Source organism: Reyranella sp. GW821-FHT14A01, from assembly GCF_058803965.1.
In genome coordinates, this window is the sequence record NZ_JBXAPM010000001.1 from 241,168 (window position 1) to 263,017 (window position 21,850).

A 21,850-nucleotide genomic window follows, 5' to 3' on the forward strand; every position below is an offset into this window, starting at 1 on the left:
CTGTAGAACGGATTTTCGTAGCGACCCCTGCCAAGCGAGGGCGCTTCATGAGCGTGCGGAACGCCTTTTGCGTTGCATGCGCGCCTTTGCCGGAAAGGCTGACATTCCTTGAAATTGTTCGCGTGGCGCGCCTTCGGGCGCGCGCGACCCGCTGCTATTCGGGAAGACGAAGACGCCATTCGCAGCGAGCTGTTCAGCATCGAGCGGCTGGAGCAGCACGCACAAAGCCTTGCCGTCAACCAACCCGTCCATGCTGCGGTGACCGCGGGCAAGTCGCTGGTCGTACGCCTGCGTGACAACGAGCGCGTCTTGCTGGCGGCCTATCGATCGATCGCGGCGGCGGTCGATGCCGGCCGCACGATCACGCCGGCCGCGGAATGGCTTTTGGACAATTTCCATCTCGTGGAGCAGCAGGTCCGCGAGGTCCGCACCGACCTGCCCCAAGGCTACTATCGCCAGCTTCCCAAGCTCAGCGAGGGGCCGCTGATCGGCTATCCGAGGGTGTTCGGTCTCGCCTGGGCCTTCGTCGCCCATACCGACAGCCGCTTCGATCCCGAGACGCTCACGCGCTTCGTGCGCGCCTACCAAACGGTCCAGCCGCTCACGATCGGCGAACTGTGGGCCGTCGCGATCACGCTCCGTATCGTCCTGGTCGAGAACCTGCGCCGATCGGCCAGCCGCATCGTCAATCGACGCTCGGCGCGTGAGCAGGCCGACCTCGTGGCCGATCGTCTGCTGGGATTGAACGATCTCGTGGCTGATCCGGCCGCGCTGCAGCCTTACGATCGGGAGGCTTTCTCCGAAGGTTTCGCCGTCCAGCTCGTGCATCGTCTGCGCGACCAGGATCCCGAGACGACGCCGGCGGTGGGCTGGCTGGAGAAGCGCCTGGCGCGTGAAGGCACGAGCGCCGACGAGCTGGTGCGGCGTGAGCACCAATTGCAGGGCGCGACCAACGTCACGGTCCGCAACATCATCACCAGCATGCGGCTGGTTTCGGATGTCGATTGGGCGAAGCTCTTCGAGGAGGTGAGCCCGGTCGATGACATGCTGCGGACCGATGGCATCTTCGCCGACATGGATTTTGCCACCCGCAATCTCTACCGCACCGCCATCGAGCAGATTGCGCGTGGCACCGCGCTCGACGAGCCGGAGATCGCCCGACGCGCCCTGGCAGCGGCAAGGGAATCGGCTGCGGACGACGACGGGCGGCGGCGGGAGCCAGGCTACCATCTGATCGGCAAAGGCCGCCGGGCCTTCGAGCAGTCGGTCGGCTTTCGCACCAGCGGCCTGACCGTGCGACGGCGGCTCTTGCGGACCGGCCTCGCGGGTTATGTCGGTATCGTCGCCGTTACGGCCGGCGTCGTCCTCCTGTTGCCGCTGCTTGGCCTCTCGCTGCTGGGTGTGCATGGCTGTCAGCTTGTCGCCATGGCAGTCGTAGGGGCGCTGCCGGCGCTGGATGCGGCCCTGCACCTGGTCAACCGACTGGTCACCGGCGGCTTCGGCGCCACGCTTCTGCCGAGCCTCGCCCTGCGCGACGGTGTGCCGGCGCATCTGCGGACGTTCGTCGCGATTCCCACCCTGCTGACGACTCAGGCAGCGATCGAGGAACAGATCGAAAGCCTCGAGGTCCACCATCTCTCCAATCCGGCCGGCGCGATTCATTTCGCGCTCCTGTCGGATTGGACCGACGCGCCCGCCGAATCGATGCCGCAGGACGCGGCGCTGCTCGCGACCGCGGTCGAGGGCATAGCGCGCCTCAATCGTCGCTATCCCTCGCAAGGCGGCGTCGATCGATTCTTTCTGCTTCATCGCCGGCGTGGCTGGAACGAGGCACAAGGCTCCTGGATCGGCTGGGAACGCAAGCGCGGCAAGCTGCACGAACTCAATCATCTGCTGCGAGGCTCCACGGACACGAGCTTCGTCGTGGCCGCCGCCGGCACGGCCAAGCAGCTGCCCCTGGACGTGCGCTATGTCGTGACTCTCGATTCCGATACACGCCTGCCGCGCGATGCGATCATGCGACTGGTCGGGAAGATGGCCCATCCGCTGAACCGGCCGCGCTTGGACGCTGCGGAAGGGCGCGTCGTCGAAGGCTACGGCGTACTGCAGCCGCGCGTCACGCCCTCGCTGCCGGTCGGTGCGGAGGGCTCGAGGTTCCAGCGCGTCTTCTCCAGCAACAGCGGCATCGACCCCTATGCGTCGGCCGTCTCGGACGTCTATCAGGACCTGTTCGGCGAAGGCTCCTACTCGGGCAAGGGCATCTACGACATCGACGCCTTCGAGGCGTCGCTGCAGGGGCGCGTTCCCGACAGCACGATGCTGAGCCACGATCTCTTCGAAGGGACCTTCGCGCGCGCCGGCCTGGCGTCGGACATCGAGGTCGTCGAGGAGTTCCCCGCACGCTACGACGTGGCGGCGGCGCGTCAGCATCGCTGGGCGCGAGGGGACTGGCAGCTCCTGCCGTGGATGCTGGGTCTGGTGAAGGTCACGGCATCGCGCACACGCGTTCTTCCGGCGATCGGCTTCTGGAAGATGTTCGACAATCTGCGCCGGACACTGTCGGCGCCGGCCGCCGTTCTGTCCCTGACGGTCGGCTGGACCCTGCCGCTACCGGCCGCATTCGTCTGGACGACGTTCATGCTGCTGGCCATCGCGCTGCCCACGATCCTGCCGGTGATCTCTGCCCTGTTCCCGCGACACGCGAAGATCACCACCCGCAGCCATCTCGACGCGCTGTGGAATGACATCATGTCGGCGGCCTCGCAGACCGCTTTGCTCGTCGCCTTCCTGGCGCATCACGCCTGGCTGATGGGCGATGCGATCAGCCGGACCTTGTTCCGTCTCATGGTCAGCCATCGCCGCCTGCTGGAATGGATCACCGCGGCCCAGTCCAAGCAGAACCTGCGGGCCGGCTGGCGCGGCCTCTACGGCAAGATGGCCGGCAGCGTCGTCATCGCGCTCGTCGCCGCAATCGTGGTCTGGCAGGCGGGTGCCGCGGCAATTCCTGTTGCAGCCCCCTTCGTGCTGGCTTGGCTTCTGGCACCCGGGATCGCCCTTTGGGTAAGCCGGCCGCCGCGCGATGCCGGCAGCTTGAGGATCGCTGCCGGCGACGCGTTGGCCCTGCGGCTCACCGCGCGCCGCACCTGGCGCTTCTTCGAGGCGTTCGTCACCGAGGCGGACAACATGCTGCCGCCGGACAATTTCCAGGAGGCCCCGGCGCCGGTCGTGGCCCATCGCACGTCGCCAACCAATCTCGGACTGCTGTTGCTCTCGACGGCCGCGGCCCGCGAGTTCGGCTGGATCGGCACGACCGAGGCCGTGGAGCGTCTCGAGGCCACGCTGGCGAGCATGGAGCGCCTGCAGCGGTTTCGCGGGCATTTCTTCAATTGGTACGATACGCGCGATCTGCGCGCTCTCGAGCCGCGCTATGTCTCGACGGTCGATAGCGGCAACCTCGCCGGTCATTTGATCGCGCTGGCCGGTGCTTGCGACGCCTGGCGCACAAAGAGGGACCCGAAGCCCGATGGCGCACGCGGCGCGGCCGACAGTCTCGAACTCGCCCGCGAGGCTTTGGCCGGCTTGTCCGACGACCGCCGCACGCATCTCGTCACCCGGTCCGAACTCGCCCAGGCGTTCGACGGGCTGGCGGCGTCGTTGTCCGGGATCCCGTTGCGGCTCGACGCGACTCTGGCGATGGCGGCTACCGCCGCCGATCTCGCGCGCACGCTTGCCAGGGAGCGCGACGACCCGGAAAGCGCCGACATGCTGTTCTGGATCGAGGCCGCCCATCGCACGGTCGCGAGCCATCATCGCGATGCCGCACAGGCCGCAGACATGACGGGCGCGATGACGGACGATCTGCAGCGTCGCCTCCTGACCGTCGAAACGACGGCACACGCCATGGCGAGCGCCATGGAGTTCGATTTCCTTTTCGACGAGCGCCGCCGTCTGCTGTCGATCGGCTTCCTGGTCGCCGAGAACCGGCTCGACATCAATTGCTACGACCTGCTCGCCTCCGAGGCGCGGCTGGCGAGCTTCATTGCCATTGCGGCGGGCGACATTCCGGCGCGGCATTGGTTCCGGCTGGGCCGCGAAGTCACGCCGGTAGCGCCCGGCGCGGCGCTGATCTCGTGGTCGGGTTCGATGTTCGAGTACCTGATGCCGTCGCTGGTCATGCGCGCGCCGTTCGGTAGCCTTCTCGAGAAGACCAACCGGCTTATCGTTCGCCGTCAGATTCAGTACGCAACCGGTCTCGGCCTGCCCTGGGGAATCTCGGAGTCCGCCTACAATGCGCGCGACAAGGAATTCACCTACCAGTATTCGAACTTTGGCGTGCCGGGGCTCGGCTTCAAAAGAGGCTTGAGCGAAAACCTCGTCATTGCGCCGTACGCCACGGGACTGGCCGCCATGGTCGATCCCGCGGCGGCCGCCGCCAATTACGAACGTCTGACCGCCATCGGAGGACGCGGCCGCTACGGCTTCTACGAGGCACTCGACTACACGCCGTCGCGCCTCCCGGACGGCGAGGCCCACGCGATCGTGCGCGCCTACATGGCCCATCACCAGGGCATGACGGTGGTGGCCATCGCCAACGCCCTGCTCGATGGCGTGATGCGGTCGCGCTTCCATGCCGAGCCGGGTATCCAGGCGACGGAGTTGCTGTTGCAGGAGCGCGCACCGCGTGACGTTGCGGTCGCCCATCCGCGGGCCGAGGAAGTCGGCGCCAGCGCGCTGGTGAGAGATTCCGAGCCGGCGCTGGTGCGGCGGCTGCGCAATCCGCACGCCGCCAGCCCGTCCGTCCATCTTCTGTCGAATGGAAGCTACTCGGTCATGCTGACGGCGGCGGGATCGGGCTACAGCCAGTGGGGTGCCCAGGCGGTGACGCGCTGGCGCGAAGACACGACGCGCGACGACTGGGGCAGCTACATCTTCTTGCGCGACGTCGACACAGGTGCGGTGTGGTCGGCCACCCATCAACCCTGCGGGCAACGTCCTGACCGGTACGACGTGATGTTCGCGGAGGACCGAGCCGAGTTCGTGCGCCACGATGGCACACTGGTCACCAGCCTCGACGTCGTCGTGTCGCCGGAGGACGACGCCGAGGTCCGGCGCGTGACGGTGGCCAACAACGGGATCTCGCCGCGGACCATCGAGCTTACCTCCTATGCCGAGATCGTCCTGGCGTCTCGTGCCGCGGATGCAGCGCACCAGGCCTTCTCCAAGATGTTCGTGCGTACCGAATATCTGCCGGCCATTGGCGCGCTGCTGGCCACACGCCGGCGTCGGGGACCCGGCGAGCCCGAACTCTGGGCTGCCCATCTCGCGGTCGTCGAGGGTGACACGATCGGCGAGATCGAGGTCGAGACCGATCGCGCCCGCTTCATCGGTCGCGGCAACGAGATCGGCGACGCGATTGCGGCGACCGACGGAAGGCGACTCTCCGGCACGGTGGGCTCGGTGCTCGATCCGGTGTTCGCCCTGCGGCGGCGTCTGAAAGTGCCGGCGGGCGGCCTTGCGCGGATCGCCTATTGGACGGTGGTGGCCTCGACACGCGAAGCGCTGCTTGACGCGATCGACAGGCACCGTGACGCCAATGCCTTCACGCGCGTGACGACGCTCGCCTGGACACAGGCACAGGTCCAGCTCCGTCATCTCGACATTGATGCGGTCGATGCCAGTTACTTCCAACGCCTGGCCGGGCATGTGCTCTACGCCAATCCGGCGCTGCGCTCGTCGCCCGACGTGATCCGGCGGGGCCTCGCCGGTCCGCCGGTCCTGTGGTCACAAGGCATCTCCGGCGACCTGCCGATCGTGCTGGTGCGCGTCGAGGAGATCGAGGACACCGGCATCGTGCGCGAGCTGCTGCGTGCGCGCGAGTACTGGCAACTCAAGGGGCTGGCGGTCGATCTCGTCATCCTGAACGAGCGCAGCACTTCCTATGTGCAGGACTTGCAGGCGATGTTGGAGATGCTGGTGCGTGCCAGCAGGTCACGGACCCATCTGGGGGCCGAGAACGTGCCCGGGAGCGTCTTTGTCCTGCGTACCGACCTGATCTCGACGGAGACGCGGGCGCTCCTGCTGGCGTTGGCACGCGTCGTGATGCGCGGCGGGCGCGGCAGTCTGTCGGACCAGCTCGAGCGCATGAAATCGCCGCGTGGCGTGGCGCCACCGCTCCCTCGCCCCGTCGTGGTCGGTGCCAGCGCGGCGCAACCGCCGGCGGCGCCGGGCGCGCTACAGTTCTTCAACGGCCTCGGCGGCTTCTCGCCCGACGGTCGCGAGTACGTCACGGTGCTTGGACCCGGCCAGTCGACGCCGGCTCCGTGGCTCAACGTGATCTCGAATGCCTCGTTCGGCTTCCAGGTGGCGGCAGATGGCGGGGGTTACACCTGGTCGCAGAACAGCCGCGACAACCAACTCACGCCGTGGTCGAACGATCCGGTCGTCGACCGGCCGGGCGAGGCGCTCTACGTGCGCGATCTCGACAGCGGCGAGATGTGGACGCCGACGGCGCGGCCGGTGCGCCTCGAGCAGGCCACTTACATCGTCCGCCACGGCCGCGGCTACAGCCGGTTCGAAGTGGTGGCGAACGGCATCGCGCTCGAACTGTTGCAGTACGTCCCGCTGGGCGATTCGATCAAGATATCGCAGCTCAATATCCGCAACATCTCCGACCGGCCGCGCCGGCTCTCGGTCACGGCGTATGTCGAATGGGCCCTGGGCATTGCCCGCGGTGCCTCCGGTCCCACGGTCGTCACCGAACGCGACGGCGAAACCGGCGCGATCTTCGCCCGCAACAGGTGGAACCTCCATCACGGAAGTCGCGTGGCTTTTGCCGATCTTTCTGGTCGCCAGACGGCGTGGACGGGCGATCGCGGCGAGTTCATCGGTCGCAACGGCAGCATGGACAATCCCGCGGCCCTCAGCGCTGACCTGCCGCTGTCGCAGCGCCTCGGCGCCGGCCTCGATCCATGCGCGGCCCTGCAGACCACGATCGACCTGCCAGCCGGCGGCGTGCACGAAGCCGTCTTCTTCCTGGGCCAGGCGGCCGACGAAGCCGAGGCGCGTGCGCTCATCGCACGCTACCGCGTCGCCGACCTCGCTGCCGTGCATCGCGAGGCGGTGGGCTTCTGGGATGGCGTTCTGGGCACCGTGCAGGTGAAGACGCCCGATCCCGCGACCGACATCCTGCTGAACGGTTGGCTGCTCTATCAGTCGCTGGCCTGCCGTTACTGGGCGCGCTCGGCTTTCTATCAGGCAAGCGGGGCGTACGGTTTCCGCGACCAGCTCCAGGATGCGATGTCGCTTGCCGTGCCGATGCCTTCGCTGGCACGTGCCCACATCCTGCGAGCGGCGTCGCGACAGTTCGTCGAAGGCGATGTCCAGCATTGGTGGTTTCCGATTGCGGGGCAGGGCGTGCGCACGCGCATCTCCGACGACCGGGCCTGGCTGGCCACCGTCGCCGCGCACTATGTCGAGACCACCGGCGATGCGGCGATTCTCGACGAGCCCGTGTCCTTCCTCGACGGGCCGGCGCTGCGCGAGGGCGAGCACGATCTCTACTTCCAGCCCGGCCAGGCCGACGAAACCGCGCCTCTGTTCGAGCATTGCGCGCGCGGCCTCGACCTCAGCCTTGCCACGGGCACGCATGGCCTGCCGCTGATCGGCACCGGCGACTGGAACGACGGCATGAACCGGGTGGGTGAGGCGGGACGCGGTGAGAGCGTCTGGCTGGGCTGGTTCCTGTATGCGGCCTTGCGGGCGTTCGCGCCGGTCGCCGAGGAACGCGGCGAGACACGCCGGGCCGTTGCCTGGATGGCACATGCCGAGGCGCTGAAGGCGGCGCTCGACCGCGAAGCCTGGGATGGGGCCTGGTACCGCCGCGGTTATTACGACGACGGTACGCCGCTGGGCTCGGCCGCGAGCGAGGAGTGCCGCATCGATTCCATCGCCCAGTCATGGGCCGCCATCTCCGGGGCAGCCGATCCGGCGCGGGCCACCCGGGCTATGGAGTCGCTCGACGAAATGCTCGTGCATCGCGGCGACAGGTTGGCGCTGCTGTTCGCACCGCCCTTCGACAAGACCCCTCTCGATCCCGGCTACATCAAGGGCTATCCGCCCGGCATTCGCGAGAATGGCGGTCAGTACACGCATGCGGCGGCATGGTCGATCATGGGGTTCGCGGCGCTGGGCCAGGGCGACAAGGCCCACGAGCTTTTCGCGCTGATCAACCCGATCAACCATACGGCGACGCGTGCCGGCGTGCTGCGCTACAAGGTCGAGCCTTATGTCGTCGCGGCCGATGTCTACTCGGTGGCGCCGCATGTCGGCCGTGGCGGCTGGACCTGGTATACCGGCTCGGCAGGCTGGCTCTATCGCGCCGGAATCGAGTCGGTCCTTGGCCTCAAGGTGAAGGGTGACCGGTTCGAGGTCGCGCCCTGTCTGCCGGCAACCTGGCCGGGCTTCGAGATGACCCTCACCCTGCACGGGTCGGTCTATGAGATCGTGGTGCGCAATCCCAGCAGCGTCAGCCGCGGTGTTGTCGCCGTCGAGCTGGACGGTGTGAAGCAGTCGGTGGTGGACGGCAAGGCGGTGATCCGCCTGGGCGACGACGTCGCCCGGCGGACCGTGGTGGTGACTCTCGGCTGAGCGCTACTTGCGCTTGGCCGGAGTGGCTGGCTTCACGGACGAGGCCATGGCCGACGCGAAGGTTGGCGCGACGGTCTTTGGCTTGTCTTGTTTGGGCTTCTTCGCCTCGCGGTTACCGCGGCGATTTTTCATGGACATGGGAAGGGTGGTTTCCTGGCGTCGAGGCGGAGAAAATCTCCGCATCGTCGGGCCATGACCTCACTCTACGCGCATTACCGTAAGAAGTACGATTAATGGCCTGCTAGCGCAGGCCATCGACCTGCGCGACGACCGCTTGCGCACGAGACGACGGGGCGCGCTCCGGCGCGGCAGACTGAGAGTGTGGCACGGCATGGTCACCGATGGTGAAGGCTGCCACCAGGAAAAGCAGCCCGCCCGCCACCGTGCTCGGGCCATAGCCCCAACCGGCGCTGTGCCGCCAGCACGGAAAGGCCGCGATGCCCGCAGCCGCCAGCAGCAGGGCGAGGCTCAATCCCAGCATTCGTATCCCCTTATCGTTCGTCTATGAACGAGCACGCGGAGTGCGGGTTCCGCCTTGAAAATGTTCTTTTTTGGTTACGATCTCGACCCAATGGCCATCCCCAGCGACGGCGTTCCACATGGTCGCAGGTGGGCGCGTGGAGGTAGTTTGCCGGTAATAATGAACGATCCCCTCTCCTCCGCTCGCGCGCTGCTGCATTCGGTCTTTGGCTTCAACGCTTTCCGCCCCGGCCAGGAGGAAATCGTGGGCGCCGTGCTGGCCGGCGAGAACGTGCTGGCGGTCATGCCCACGGGGAGCGGCAAGTCGCTCTGCTTCCAGCTTCCGGCCATTGCCCGTCCCGGCCTCACCCTGGTCGTGTCGCCGCTGATCGCCCTGATGCGCGACCAGGTCCAGGCGCTGACCGCCGCCGGTGTGGCGGCCGGCAGCCTCAACTCCAGCAACGAGCCGGCCGAGAATGCGCGCGTGATGGGCCTGCTGCGCCGCCGCGAGCTGCGCCTGCTCTATGTCGCGCCGGAGCGGCTGGCGCGGCCCGACATGGTCGAGATGCTGGCCGAGGTGCAGGTCTCGATGATGGCGATCGACGAGGCGCACTGCGTCTCGCAATGGGGCCACGATTTCCGTCCCGAGTATCTGACCCTGGGCAATCTCGCCCGCCAGATCGGCGGGCGCCTGCAGACGATCGCCTTCACCGCCACCGCCGATGCCCCGACACGCGGCGATATCGTCGAGAAGCTGTTCGCCACCGAGCCGCGCGTCTTCGTGCGCAGCTTCGACAGGCCCAATCTGCGGCTCGCCTTCAAACCCAAGGAACGCTCGACGCGCCAGGTCCTGTCCTTCGTGCAGTCGCACCCGGGCGAGAGCGGCATCGTCTATTGCTCGTCGCGCCGCAAGGTCGAGGAACTGGCCGCGACGCTCAAGGAAGCGGGCATCAACGCGCGGCCGTACCATGCCGGTCTCGAGAAAAAAGTCCGCGACGCCAACCAGGACGCCTTCCAGCAGGAGGACGGGTTGGTGATGACCGCGACCGTCGCTTTCGGCATGGGCATCGACAAGCCCGACGTGCGCTTCGTTTGTCACGCCGACCTGCCGTCGAACGTCGAAGCTTATTATCAGGAGATCGGTCGCGCCGGCCGTGACGGTCTGCCGGCCGATACGCTGACGCTCTACGGGCTGGGCGACATGCAGTTGCGGCGTTTGCAGATCGAGCAGGGCGATTCCTCCGACGAGCGCAAGCGCATCGAGCGCCAGCGGCTGGGCGCGCTGCTGTCGCTCGCCGAGGCGCCGCGCTGCCGCCGCCAGACCCTGCTCGCCTATTTCGGCGAGGCGTCGGAGACCTGCGGCAACTGCGATCTCTGCCAGGAAGGCGTCGAGCTGTTCGATGCGACGATCGATGCGCAGAAGGCGATGTCGGCCATCGTGCGCACGGGTGAGCGCTTCGGCATGGAGCATCTCATCGCCATCCTGACCGGCGACCTCACCGACAACGTCTCGAAGTTCAACCACGATAAGTTGCCGACCTTCGGCGTCGGTAAGGACCGCAAGGCAACCGACTGGCGCTCCATCTTCCGCCAGCTCTCGGCCGTCGGCCTGATCGCGCAGGACCTGATGGAGCATGGCCGCTGGTGGGTCACCGACGAGGGGTGGGCCGTCCTCAAGGGCAAGCAGAAGGTCGAGCTGCGCAAGATCGTGGCCGCGCCCACGAGCAAGGGGGGGCGTCGCGACAAGCGTGCCACGACGGTCGCGATCGTGAGCGACGCCGACACCGTCCTGCTGGAATCGCTGCGCACGTTGCGGACCAAGCTGGCCCGGGCGCAGAACGTTCCGGCCTATGTCGTCTTTTCCGACCGCACCCTGGTCGAACTCGCCACCCACCGTCCCACGACCGCGGCCGCGATGCGGGAAATACACGGGATCGGCGACGCCAAATTGGAGCGTTACGGCGCCGATTTCCTGGCCATCATCGAGCCCCGTGCGCCCTGACGCAGGGCCGTTTTCGGAACTTTTTCCGACACTTCTACGTTGTGAAAATCGCGCCACCCTGGCCTGGGGCGGGGTGTTTTCCGGCCCGTGTGGGCAGCGAGGGAGTGGAGAGTTCGGATGGACGCCAGGACGGGTAAGTCGAAGGACCGCACGGGTGTGCCGGGACTCGACGACATTCTGCTGGGCGGTCTCGCGGTCGGGCGTGTCTTCTTGCTGGAGGGCAGCCCAGGTACCGGCAAGACGACGATGGCGATGCGCTTTCTGATGGAGGGAGCGAAGGCAGGAGAACGCGGGCTGTACATCACGCTGTCGGAGACAGAGCATGAGCTGCGCGCCACGGCGGAGGCCCATGGTTGGACGGTCGACGACAAGATCGATATCTTCGAGGTCGTGCCGCCGGAGAGCGTGCTCGATGCCGACCAGCAGCAAAGTCTCCTCTATTCCTCCGATCTCGAACTCGGCGAGACGATCAAGCTGATCTTCCAGGCTGTCGAGCGCAGCAACGCCCAGCGGATCGTGCTCGACTCCCTGTCCGAGATCCGGCTGCTCGCCCAAAGCTCGTTGCGTTATCGTCGCCAGATCCTGGCAATGAAGCACTATTTCGCGCGCCATGGCGCCACCGTGCTCATGCTCGACGACCTGACGACCGACATCCTCGACAAGACGGTGCATAGCGTCGCGCACGGCGTCATTCGGCTCGAGGAGACGACGCCGGACTACGGCGCCGAACGTCGGCGCCTGCGTGTGGTGAAATATCGCGCGCAGGGCTTTCGCGGCGGCTACCACGACTTCGTCATCCGCGCCGGTGGTGCCCGCGTCTTCCCGCGCCTCGTCGCGGCGGAACACCGGCGCGATTTCGTCCGCGGCCGCATTGGCACCGGTCTGCCGGCCTTCGATGGTCTGTTGGGCGGCGGCATCGAGCAGGGATCCAGCACTTTGCTTTTGGGACCAGCGGGTTCAGGCAAGACAACCTTGGCCTGGCAGTTCGTGGCCGAGGCCGTGCGAAAGGGCAATAAGGCGGCGATGTTCCTTTTCGACGAGGAGCTGGGCCTCCTGTTCGATCGCGCGAAGCCACTGGGCTTCGACTTCCCGGCCATGCAGGCATCTGGCCGGTTGCAGATCACCCAGCTCGACGCGGCCGAACTGTCGCCCGGCGAATTCGCCCACAATGTTCGACAGGCGGCGGACGATCCGTCGATGAAGACGGTCGTGATCGACAGTCTCAACGGCTACCAGGCGTCGATGCCGCACGAAAACTCGCTGATCCTGCACATGCACGAGCTGGTGCAGTATCTCAATCGTGCAGGCGTCTCGACCTTCCTCACGGTGGCGCAGCACGGCCTGGTCGGCGAGATGAAGTCGCCGGTCGACGTGACCTATCTGGCCGATGCCGTGATCCTGTTGCGTTTCTTCGAGGCCGAGGGCTCGGTGCGTCGCGCGCTCTCGGTGATCAAGAAGCGCGGCGGCCGGCACGAGGACACGATCCGCGAATTCTGGATCGACGGCGGCCTGCACATCGGCGAGCCGCTTTCGCAATTCCACGGTGTCCTTCGCGGCACGCCGTCCCTTCCGGGAGATCGCGCGCCCGCCCGCCCGTCGCCGGGCGAATGATGCAGTCATCCGCCGAACGGCCGTTGCGTGCGTTGATACTGGCCCCAAGGGGCCGCGACGCTGCGGTGGCCTGTTCGCTGATCGAACAGACGGGCGTGTTCTGCATCGTGTGTCCCAGCTTGGCGGCCGTGGTCGACTTTCTGGAAGACGACGTCGCCTTTTTGCTGATCACCGAAGAGGCGATCCGGGGCGCGGACCTGAAGCCTCTCTCCATCTGGCTCGCCAATCAGCCACCGTGGTCCGACCTGCCGTTCCTTCTCGTCACCAACCATGGCGGCGGGCCGGAACGCAATCCGATTGCGTCCCGCTGGTTGGAGACCCTGGGCAACGTCTCGTTCATCGAGCGGCCCTTTCATCCCACGACATTGCTCAGCGTGGCGCGGGCAGCGGTGAAGGGACGGCGGCGCCAGCACGATACGCGCCGGCTGCTGGCCAACCTGCGCGAAAGCGACCAACGCCTGCGCACGGCCCTGCATGCCGGCCGGCTCGGCGCCTGGGAGTTCGACTTCACCACGTCGCACCTCGCCGTCGCACCCGAGGGAAAGACGATCCTTGGTGTTCCGGTCTTGCAGGATGTCGGCCTCGACGAGCTGATGCGGGGAATAGACGGCGACGACCAGCCTCACATCGTGAAGGCGCTCGGCCATAGCATGGCGTCGGGCCAGGACTTTGCCGCCGATCTCCGCTTCGAGAGGCCCGACGGCAACATCGTCTGGCTCGATGTCCGTGCTCGCCTGGTGCGCGACGAACGGGGTGCGCCGCGGCGCTTCGTCGGTCTCGCCTCCGATATCTCGGCCCGCAAGTCGGCCGAGGCCGCGCTCCAGGGCATGAACGAGCAGTTGGAGAAGAGGGTCGAGGAGCGCACCGTGCAGCTGCGCAGTGCGCACGACGAACTGGTGTCGCAGATCGCCGAGCGCGAACGCACGGAGGCGCAGCTTCGCCAGATGCAGAAGCTGGAATCGATCGGCCAGCTCACCGGCGGTGTTGCGCACGACTTCAACAATCTGCTGACCGCGATCATCGGTAATCTCGAACTGCTGCAAAAGCGCGTGCCGGCCAATCCGCGCAGCGACCGGTTGATCGAGGGCGCAATGCAGGGCGCGCAACGCGGTGCTGCGCTGACGCAGCGCCTGCTGGCCTTCGCGCGACATCAGGCGCTCGACGCGCGGCCGGTCGACCTGGCTGAGTTGGTCCTTGGCATGGACGACCTGCTGCACCGTTCGCTCGGCCCCTCGATCGAGATGGTGCAGAGCCTGCCCGTGGGAACGCCACCCGCGCATGTCGATGCGAACCAGGTCGAGCTCGCGCTTCTCAACCTCGCGGTCAACAGCCGCGACGCTATGCCGGACGGCGGCACGCTGACGATTGCACTGGATGTCGAGGAGACCGGACCGGTGCGCGATCTCTCGGCCGGGCGTTACGTGCGGCTCACCGTGTCCGACACGGGCCAGGGCATGGACAGCGAGACGCTGGGCAAGGCGATCGAGCCCTTCTTCTCCACCAAGGAAGTCGGCAGGGGCACGGGTCTCGGCCTGTCGATGATCCATGGTTTGGCGCAGCAGCTCAAAGGCGCGCTGCGCCTGTTCAGCACGCCGGGGCGCGGCACGCGCGCCGAACTGTGGCTGCCGGTGGCCGAGGGCGCGGCCGAGACGAACGCACCCGAGGAAGCGGGCAGCGCTCCCGACGCCAAGCGGCACGCAAGGCTGCTTTTCGTCGATGACGATTTTCTGATCAGCCTCAGCACGACATCTCTATTGGAGGATCTCGGGCATACCGTCGTTACGGCCTCATCGGGGGCGGAGGCGTTGGAAGTGCTGCGCGGCGGCGATCCGATCGACATGATGATCACGGACTACGCCATGCCAGGCATGACCGGCCTGCAGCTGGCCGAGGAAGCGCGCGCACTGCGGCCCGGTCTGCCGATCCTGCTGGCCACCGGCTATGCCGACCTGCCGACGCGCGCCAAGTTCGAGCTGCCGCGCCTCCACAAGCCCTATCAGCAGACGCAGTTGGCCGAGCAGATACAGGGTCTGCTCGGCTAGCCTCTGCGAGCGTCAGCCCTTCTTGATCGGTGTGCCCATCGTCCACATGACGCCGAACGGATCGACGAGCTGGCCGTAACGATCGCCCCAGAACATGTCCTGTACCGGCAGCTTCACCGTGGCGCCGGCCTTCACGGCCTTGTCGAAGGCGGCATCGACATCCTCGACCTGGAGATGGAGCATGAAGCCCGCGGGCTTCTCCAGCGGAGCGCCGTGCTCGGGGAAGGGGTCGGCCAGCATCAGCGAGCCGCCGTTCACCATCAGATGGATGTGCATGTAGCGGCCCTTGTCGTCGGGCGGCATGCGCGCGACTTCCTGGGCGCCGAACGCCTTCACGTAGAAGTCGGCGGCCTTGCCGGCACCGTTCACTGATAGATAGGGGCAGGGGCCACCGAGGACGGGGGGCTGCTGGGGTGCGATCATGACAGTCTCCTTGGCTGAAATCGTATCCCGAGGACGAACGGCTGATGCCGAGTCCGACATCGTCGCGGAATTATTTATGGCGAGAGCCGGTCGAGATGCTGGCGGATGTGCGCGGCTTCGGCCGGGGTGTTGGCCAGGGCAATCGCACGGCCGAACGCTTCACGGGCTTCGGCGGGCCGTTCGAGCTTCTCCAGCAGCGCGCCCTTCACCCCATGGAAATAGAAATAGCCCTGTAGCCGCTCACCCAGCGGCTCGATCATCTCGAGCGCGGCTTCGGGCCCCTTCACCTTGGAAACGGCGACCGCGCGGTTGAGCGTCACCACGGGGGAAGGCTGCAGCCGCTCGAGGTTGGCGTAGAGCAGGTCGATCTGCGCCCAATCCGTGTCCTCGGCCCGTTGCGCGCGCGCGTGCAGCGCCGCGATGGCGGCCTGGACCTGATAGGGGCCGGGCCGGCGGTGGCGCATCGCCTTGTCGATCAGGGCCAGGCCCTCGGCGATGCGCGGCTGGCTCCACAGGCTGCGATCCTGGTCTTCGAGCAGCACGACGTTGCCGTCGGCATCGAAGCGGGCTTTGGACCGCGCCCGCTGCAGCAGCATCAGCGCCGTAAGGCCCATGATCTCGGGCTCGGTGGGAAACAGGCGCAGCAGCAGGCGGGCCAGCCAGATCGCTTCCTCGGCCAGAGGCTTGCGCGCCTCGGCCTCGCGGCTGTTGCTCGAGGAATAGCCCTCGTTGAACAGGAGGTAGATCATGGCGGCGACGACGCCGAGCCGCTCCGCGCGCTCCGGGGCGCCCGGCGTCTCGAATTCCGTGCCGGCATTGCCGATGCGTGCCTTGGCGCGGGTGATGCGCTGCTCCATCGCCGCTTCGCCGACCAGGAACGCCTGCGCGATCTGCGTCACCGAGAGGCCGCAGACGATGCGCAGAGCCAGCGCGATCTGCTGCGTCGCCGGCAGCTCGGGATGGCAGCAGATGAACAGCAGCCGCAGGATGTCGTCCTTGTAGTGCTCGCCGTCGAGCCGGTCGGCCAGCGAGGCCTCGGCATCGTCGAGGTCCGATAGCACCGCCTCTTCGGGCAGTTCCGTTTGCCTGGCTTGCCGCCGGACCTGGTCCATCGCGGCGTTGCGGCCGACCAGGATCAGCCAGGCGGCGGGATCGCGCGGCGGGCCGTTCTGCGGCCAGCTCTTGAGCGCACGCAGGCAGGCTTCCTGAAAGGCTTCCTCGGCCGTATCGAGATTCCGGAAGTAGCGCAGCAGCGCGCCCATGACCTGCGGGCGGGCGGCGCCAAAAACCGGATCGATCCAGCCGAGATCGTTCATGCGGCGGGCTTCTTCGCGTGACGCTGCTCGTCGGGAAGCTGGCCGGGATGGAACTCGGCAACCGGGCGGATTTCATAGCTGCCAGTGCCGGGATTGGCCTTGGCCAGGTCCTTCGCGGTCTCGATGGCAGCTTCCAGCGAGGCGCAGTCGACGATGTAGAAGCCGAGCAGCTGTTCCTTGGTCTCGGCGAACGGCCCGTCGATCACCATCTCCTCGCGTCCCTTGCGCAAGGTGGTGGCGGCGGTCGTCGGCAGCAGCCGGGCGACCGGGCCGATGCGCCCCTGCTTGGCCAGCTTGTCGTGCACGGCATAGAGCTTGGTCATCGTCTCGTCGTGGTACTCCTTCGACCACGAGCCGATGGCTTCCTCGGAATTGTAGCAAAGAATGGCGTAGAGCATGGATCTGCGGTCCTTCCGTTACCCAGGACGTACGAGCGGGCCGATTGCCGACAGTCCTGATTTGAGAAATTATTGCCTATTCGGCGTCGGAAGAGGCGGGATTCTCGAAGGGCGTGCCGGCCTTGAGGATGCGATAGCGGCCGTCCTGGATTTCCGCCGCGGTGACGATGCCCGTGCGGGCGCTGCCGCCGTCGAGGCCGAGGCGGTCGCCCTCGAACAGGTGCGGATCTTCCATGCCGCTGATCTTCCGGTGCTTGTCGGGAGGCGTATGGCCATGCACCACCAGCGTGCCGCCGAAGCCCTGTTTCCAGTCGAGGAAGCCGTGGTTGATCCAGGCCCAGCGCGCTTCGGTGAAGATCAGCCAGGGTCGCGCGAGGAACTCGTCCTCCTCGGCATGAGGGTCGAGGCCGCCATGGACGAACACCGTGTTGCCGAGCCTCACATGCGAACGCATGCCCTGCAGGCGATGCACGACCGTCTCGCCGAGCGCATCGTGCAGCAGGGCCTGGTCGGCATGCGCCGCCGGACGGCCGGCGCGGGCCGTCATCTCGTCGAGCAGGATATGGCCGCCCATGCGCTTGGACATCCACATCGTTTCGGCCTTGTGCGCGTGCGGGCCGCCGACGACGGTCAGCATCATCATGATCTCATGGTTGCCCATCAGCCGGTCGACATGGTCGACCCCGTGCGCATCCTCGTTTTCGGCCCACTGTTTCAGCACGCCAATGCTGTCGGGGCCGCGATTGATCATGTCGCCGAGATAGATCAGCCGCCGCTTGCCCTTCGTCTCGCCGGCGAGCCTGGCGATCGACGTCAGCAGCGCCCCGAGTTCGGCGGCGCAGCCATGGACGTCGCCGATGGCAAATACCGTCTCGCCCTTCAGGTCGAAGGGGGCGGGCTTCCACTCGGAAATCGTGACGGGCAGGTCTGTCATGGAAGGGCAATGCTAGCCCTATCCGGCGCGGCGCTCCACCGCGGCCGGGGGCCTCCGGTCGAACTCTTCCTTGATGCTGCGGTTGAGGTCGTACTTCAGGGCGGTAACCGCTTCACGTGGCGCCCAGACCTGTGCAGCCAATGTGTACTTGTCGGCTTCCAGCGTCTCGATGCCGATCGCGGAGATCTTCAGGGCACGCTCGTCGCGCTCGATCAGGCTCTTCAATCGCGAGATCGACGCGCCGACATCTTCGTTGGCCGGTCGCGGCACATGCAGGTCGATGCGCGCCGTGTCGTTGCGCGTCGGGACCTTCACGATCTCACCCCAGAGCTTGCCGTTGGGGATGATAATGCGTGTGTTGTCGTCGCCGTCGATCTCGGTGAAGAACAGATTGATCTCGCAGGTGGTCCCGCCGACCCCGCCGGTCTCGATCCTGTCGCCGATATGGAAGGGCCGGAACACGACCAGCATGATGCCGGCCGCGAGATTGCTCAGCGTACCCTGCAGGGCGAGGCCGATGGCGATGCCCAGCGCACCGAGGACGGCGACGAAGCTCGTGGTGGCGATGCCGAAGGTCGTCAGGACGGCGACGAAGGTGAAGACGAGGACGGTGTAGCGGACGCCGTTGCCGATGAAGAGCGCCACCGTGCGGTCGATCCGCGGCGATTTCTGGCAGAGCTGCACGACGGCGGTGTAGAGCAGCCGCGATGTCATCCAGCCGGCACACAGGATGATGACCGCGCCGAGAACGCGGAGCCCATAGGTTGTGACCAGGGCCACCAGCACATTGGCGGCGTTGTTCCACTGCTGCTCGATACCCATGGGAAAGCCAACGCCGTGCGGGCGGCGCCGGTTGCCTCCCCCATATTCCAGAGGGCTATTCTAGCGGGCGTCGTTCTCGCGGATGAACGAGCGGATGCGCGGCATGATCTGCTCGCGCCACTTGCGGCCGTTGAAGATGCCGTAGTGGCCGACCCGCGGCTGTTCCCAGTGCACGTGCCGTGCGCCGGGAATGTTCGGCGTGAGGGCATGCGCAGCCTTGGTCTGGCCGACGCCCGAAATGTCGTCGAGCTCGCCTTCGACCGTCATCAGGGCGGTCTCGATGAACGACGGGTCGATCTTGCGGCCGCGGCTCACCCATTCGCCGCGCGGCAGCAGGTGTTCCTTGAACACGACCTCGATGGTCTGGAGGTAGAACTCGGCGCTGAGATCCATCACCGCGAGATATTCGTCGTAGAAGGCGCGGTGGGCGCTGGCCGGGTCGTCATCGCCCTTCACCAGATGCTCGAACTGGCGCATGTGCGCGTTCACATGGCGGTCGAGGTTCATGCTGATGAACGAGGTGAGCTGCAGAAAGCCCGGATAGACGCGGCGCATGGCGCCCGGATAGTTGAGCGGCACCGTCGAGATGACGTTCTGGCGGAACCACATCATCGAGTTGCGCATCGCCAGGTCGTTGGGAACCGTCGGGCTGACGCGGGTGTCGATCGGGCCGCCCATCAGGGTGATCGACTTGGGCTGGCGCGGGTCCTTCGCCTCCGCCATCAGCGCGGCGGCGCCCATCACCGGTACCGAGGGCTGGCAGACGGCGATGACATGGACGTCGGGTCCGAGATAGCGGCAGAAGTCGGCGACGTAGTCGATGTAATCGTCGAGGTCGAAATTGCCCTGGCTCAGCGGCACTTCTCGCGCGTCGATCCAGTCGGTGATGTGCACGTCATGGTCGGGCAGCAGCGCCTCGACCGTGCCGCGCAGCAGGGTCGCGTAGTGGCCGCTCATCGGCGCCACGACCAGCACCTTCGGATCGCGGCGCGGGGTGTCGCGGTGGAACCGTAGGAGCTGGCAGAACGGCTTGCGCAGCAGGATCTCTTCGTTGACGGCGACGGTCTCGTCGCCGATCTGCGTGGTCTTCAGCCCGAACGCCGGCTTGCCGTAGCTGCGGGTGAGGCGCGTCATGATCTCCGCGCTGGCGGCGATCGACTTGCCGAACCAGGTCTCCGCCCATGGATTGTAGGGGCTGGAATAGACCTGCTCGAGGGCGCTGGCCCACATCCGGATGGGGACGGCGAGCTGGCGCTGGAATTCGTACGCTTGGTAAAGCATGGGGCGCGGATTGTACGCTCAAGTCCGTTTAAGTCACGTTTATAGTGCAGTGCACAAATCGTGAAAAATCAATGACTTAAAGAAGGCGTCCCACGGCATTAGCCATAGTTTCCGCCTTCGCCTCATGGGTAAAATGGGTAACGAAGCGGCCGTTGCGGTCGAGCAGATAGACGATCGAGGAATGGTCCATGAGGTAGGGCGAGCCGTCCTTGCCCGGGACCTTCTGGGCATAGACGCGATAGGCGCGCGTCACGTCGGCGATCTGCTGCGGCGTGCCGGTGAGGCCGATGAAGGTCGGGCCGAAATTCGGCACATAGCCCTTCAGCAGCGCCGGCGTATCGCGCTCCGGATCGACGGTGATGAAGACCAGGTTCACCTTCTTGCCCGCATCCGGCCCCAGCTTGTCGATCGCCGTTTCCATCAGCAGCAGCGAAGTCGGGCAGACGTCCGGGCAATAGGTGAAGCCGAAATAGATCAGGGTCGGCTTGCCCTTGAGCTGGTCACTGGAGAAGGGACGGCCATCCTGGTCGACGAGCTTGAAGGGACCGCCGATCGACGGCTTGCCGTCCTGCGTGACATCCCAGGCGATCCAGCCGGCGGCGACGACGAGGGCTGCGATCCAGACGCCCAGGAGCGCCTTCATGGTGCGTGACATGCCGCGGAACATGGGCCGCCCGGCCCGGCTCGACAAGCCGGACGGCTCGTCGCACAACCGGACGTGATGACGCGACGGATCCTAATTCTGGGCGGCGGATTCGCGGGCCTGTGGAGCGCGCTGGCGGCGGCGCGGGCGCGTGAGATGCTCGGCGCGGATATTGAGATCGCGCTGCTGAACGACACGCCGTGGCATTCGATCCGCGTCCGCAACTACGAGGCCGACCTGTCGGACACGCGCGTGGCGCTCGATAGCGTGCTGGCCCCGGTCGGCGTGCGGCGTCTTCAAGGAGTCGTCACCGGGATCGACGTTGCGAGTCGGACGGTGGCTTATGAGGCCGACGGTGCGCCGCAGCAGGTCGGCTATGACCGTCTCGTCTTCGCGCTGGGCAGCCGGCTCGCGCGACCGCCGATCCCGGGTCTCGCCGAGCACGGGTTCGACGTCGACACCCATGACGCGGCGATGCGTCTCAACGATCACATCGCCCACCTGTCGCCCGGTGCCTCGACCGTGCTGGTCGTCGGCGGCGGACTGACGGGCATCGAGGCGGCGGCCGAGATGCCGGGCAAGCTGCGCGCCACAGGCATCACCGCGCCGCGCGTCATCCTGGCCGATCATGCGCCGCGGATCGGCTCCGACATGGGCACGGAAGCGGTGCCGGTCATCGAGGAGGCGCTGCAGGCACTGGGCATCGAGATGCGCGGCGGCGTGTCGGTCGCGGCGGTCGATGCGATGGGCGCAACGCTGCAGGACGGCGAGCGTATCGAGGCGGCGACGGTCGTGTGGTGCGCCGGCATGCGTGCCCATCCGCTCGCGGCGGCCTTTCCGGCGGAGCGCGACCGTCTCGGCCGCTTGCCGGTCGATTCGACCTTGAAGATCAGGGGCCTCGCTGCCGAGTTTGCAGCGGGTGACGTCGCGACGTTCCCGATCGACGGCGACCATGGTTGTGTCATGTCCTGCCAGCATGGACGGCCGATGGGCCGCTTCGCCGGCCACAATGCGGTCTGCGACCTGCTGGGCGAGAAGATGCTGCCGCTCGCCATCGCCTGGTACGCGACGATCCTCGATCTCGGACCGTGGGGCGCGCTCTACACCGAGGGCTGGGACCGCAGGCTGGTGTCGCGCGGCGCCGCCGCCAAGCGCACCAAGGAGCTGATCAACCGCGAGCGCATCTACCCGCCGCGGTCGGGCGGCCGCCAGGCGCTGCTTGATGCGGCCGCGCCGACAGTGCAGACACCACCAGTGAAATTCGGGTGAGGGA

Annotated in this window: 13 protein-coding genes; 5 read left to right on the forward strand and 8 right to left on the reverse strand. The window is 66.7% G+C overall.

What is annotated here, in order from left to right; translation table 11 throughout:
• Window positions 1-108 precede the first annotated feature (108 nt).
• Window positions 109-8,646: a GH36-type glycosyl hydrolase domain-containing protein gene (locus AC1ROX_RS01220; protein ID WP_493121617.1), complete on the forward strand. Its 8,538-nt coding sequence runs from the start codon at window positions 109-111 to the stop codon at window positions 8,644-8,646.
• 241 nt (window positions 8,647-8,887) lie between these two features.
• Here the strand turns inward: AC1ROX_RS01220 and AC1ROX_RS01225 are convergent, their stop codons facing one another.
• Window positions 8,888-9,127 (reverse strand): DUF3309 family protein, encoded by a 240-nt coding sequence (locus AC1ROX_RS01225; RefSeq protein WP_493121619.1) that lies wholly within the window; start codon window positions 9,125-9,127, stop codon window positions 8,888-8,890.
• A gap of 159 nt (window positions 9,128-9,286) precedes the next feature.
• Between AC1ROX_RS01225 and recQ the strand changes: the two genes are divergently transcribed.
• The 3 genes from recQ (at window position 9,287) to AC1ROX_RS01240 (ending at window position 14,760) form a co-directional block, all read left to right on the forward strand.
• Window positions 9,287-11,107, forward strand: coding sequence for a DNA helicase RecQ (gene recQ, locus AC1ROX_RS01230; RefSeq protein ID WP_493121620.1), 1,821 nt, complete (start codon window positions 9,287-9,289; stop codon window positions 11,105-11,107).
• A 117-nt stretch (window positions 11,108-11,224) separates the two neighbouring features.
• Complete coding sequence (locus AC1ROX_RS01235; protein ID WP_493121622.1) at window positions 11,225-12,718, forward strand: ATPase domain-containing protein; 1,494 nt, start codon at window positions 11,225-11,227, stop codon at window positions 12,716-12,718.
• Window positions 12,715-14,760 (forward strand): ATP-binding protein, encoded by a 2,046-nt coding sequence (locus AC1ROX_RS01240; RefSeq protein ID WP_493121623.1) that lies wholly within the window; start codon window positions 12,715-12,717, stop codon window positions 14,758-14,760. Before AC1ROX_RS01235 ends, AC1ROX_RS01240 begins: the two co-directional genes overlap by 4 nt.
• Window positions 14,761-14,772: 12 nt before the next feature.
• Here the strand turns inward: AC1ROX_RS01240 and AC1ROX_RS01245 are convergent, their stop codons facing one another.
• From AC1ROX_RS01245 to AC1ROX_RS01275, 7 genes are all read right to left on the reverse strand, one after another.
• Window positions 14,773-15,183 carry a VOC family protein gene (locus tag AC1ROX_RS01245; protein WP_493121624.1) on the reverse strand — a complete coding sequence of 137 codons (411 nt, stop codon included), beginning with the start codon at window positions 15,181-15,183 and terminating at the stop codon, window positions 14,773-14,775.
• A gap of 74 nt (window positions 15,184-15,257) precedes the next feature.
• Window positions 15,258-16,499, reverse strand: a complete 1,242-nt coding sequence (locus tag AC1ROX_RS01250; RefSeq protein WP_493121626.1) for an RNA polymerase sigma factor — start codon at window positions 16,497-16,499, stop codon at window positions 15,258-15,260.
• Window positions 16,496-16,897 (reverse strand): YciI family protein, encoded by a 402-nt coding sequence (locus AC1ROX_RS01255; protein WP_493121627.1) that lies wholly within the window; start codon window positions 16,895-16,897, stop codon window positions 16,496-16,498. Before AC1ROX_RS01255 ends, AC1ROX_RS01250 begins: the two co-directional genes overlap by 4 nt.
• Before the next feature lie 76 nt (window positions 16,898-16,973).
• Window positions 16,974-17,831, reverse strand: coding sequence for a metallophosphoesterase (locus tag AC1ROX_RS01260; protein WP_493121629.1), 858 nt, complete (start codon window positions 17,829-17,831; stop codon window positions 16,974-16,976).
• Window positions 17,832-17,849: 18 nt separating this feature from the next.
• Window positions 17,850-18,653 carry a mechanosensitive ion channel family protein gene (locus tag AC1ROX_RS01265; RefSeq protein WP_493121630.1) on the reverse strand — a complete coding sequence of 268 codons (804 nt, stop codon included), beginning with the start codon at window positions 18,651-18,653 and terminating at the stop codon, window positions 17,850-17,852.
• A gap of 60 nt (window positions 18,654-18,713) precedes the next feature.
• The gene (locus tag AC1ROX_RS01270) at window positions 18,714-19,934 is read right to left on the reverse strand and encodes a polyhydroxyalkanoate depolymerase (RefSeq protein ID WP_493121632.1); all 1,221 of its coding nucleotides are present in this window, start codon (window positions 19,932-19,934) and stop codon (window positions 18,714-18,716) included.
• A 76-nt stretch (window positions 19,935-20,010) separates the two neighbouring features.
• The gene (locus tag AC1ROX_RS01275) at window positions 20,011-20,589 is read right to left on the reverse strand and encodes an SCO family protein (RefSeq protein ID WP_493121633.1); all 579 of its coding nucleotides are present in this window, start codon (window positions 20,587-20,589) and stop codon (window positions 20,011-20,013) included.
• A gap of 66 nt (window positions 20,590-20,655) precedes the next feature.
• Between AC1ROX_RS01275 and AC1ROX_RS01280 the strand changes: the two genes are divergently transcribed.
• A complete protein-coding gene (locus AC1ROX_RS01280) occupies window positions 20,656-21,846 on the forward strand; it encodes an NAD(P)/FAD-dependent oxidoreductase (protein WP_493121635.1) in 1,191 nt (396 codons plus the stop codon).
• Window positions 21,847-21,850 lie beyond the last annotated feature (4 nt).

Coding starts and splice junctions, on each gene's coding strand:
- AC1ROX_RS01225 (WP_493121619.1), bottom strand. CDS start 9,127: ATGCTGGGATTGAGCCTCGCCCTGCTGCTGGCGGCTGCGGGCATCGCG.
- recQ (WP_493121620.1), top strand. CDS start 9,287: ATGAACGATCCCCTCTCCTCCGCTCGCGCGCTGCTGCATTCGGTCTTT.
- AC1ROX_RS01235 (WP_493121622.1), top strand. CDS start 11,225: ATGGACGCCAGGACGGGTAAGTCGAAGGACCGCACGGGTGTGCCGGGA.
- AC1ROX_RS01240 (WP_493121623.1), top strand. CDS start 12,715: ATGATGCAGTCATCCGCCGAACGGCCGTTGCGTGCGTTGATACTGGCC.
- AC1ROX_RS01245 (WP_493121624.1), bottom strand. CDS start 15,183: ATGATCGCACCCCAGCAGCCCCCCGTCCTCGGTGGCCCCTGCCCCTAT.
- AC1ROX_RS01250 (WP_493121626.1), bottom strand. CDS start 16,499: ATGAACGATCTCGGCTGGATCGATCCGGTTTTTGGCGCCGCCCGCCCG.
- AC1ROX_RS01255 (WP_493121627.1), bottom strand. CDS start 16,897: ATGCTCTACGCCATTCTTTGCTACAATTCCGAGGAAGCCATCGGCTCG.
- AC1ROX_RS01260 (WP_493121629.1), bottom strand. CDS start 17,831: ATGACAGACCTGCCCGTCACGATTTCCGAGTGGAAGCCCGCCCCCTTC.
- AC1ROX_RS01265 (WP_493121630.1), bottom strand. CDS start 18,653: ATGGGTATCGAGCAGCAGTGGAACAACGCCGCCAATGTGCTGGTGGCC.
- AC1ROX_RS01270 (WP_493121632.1), bottom strand. CDS start 19,934: ATGCTTTACCAAGCGTACGAATTCCAGCGCCAGCTCGCCGTCCCCATC.
- AC1ROX_RS01275 (WP_493121633.1), bottom strand. CDS start 20,589: ATGTCACGCACCATGAAGGCGCTCCTGGGCGTCTGGATCGCAGCCCTC.
- AC1ROX_RS01280 (WP_493121635.1), top strand. CDS start 20,656: ATGACGCGACGGATCCTAATTCTGGGCGGCGGATTCGCGGGCCTGTGG.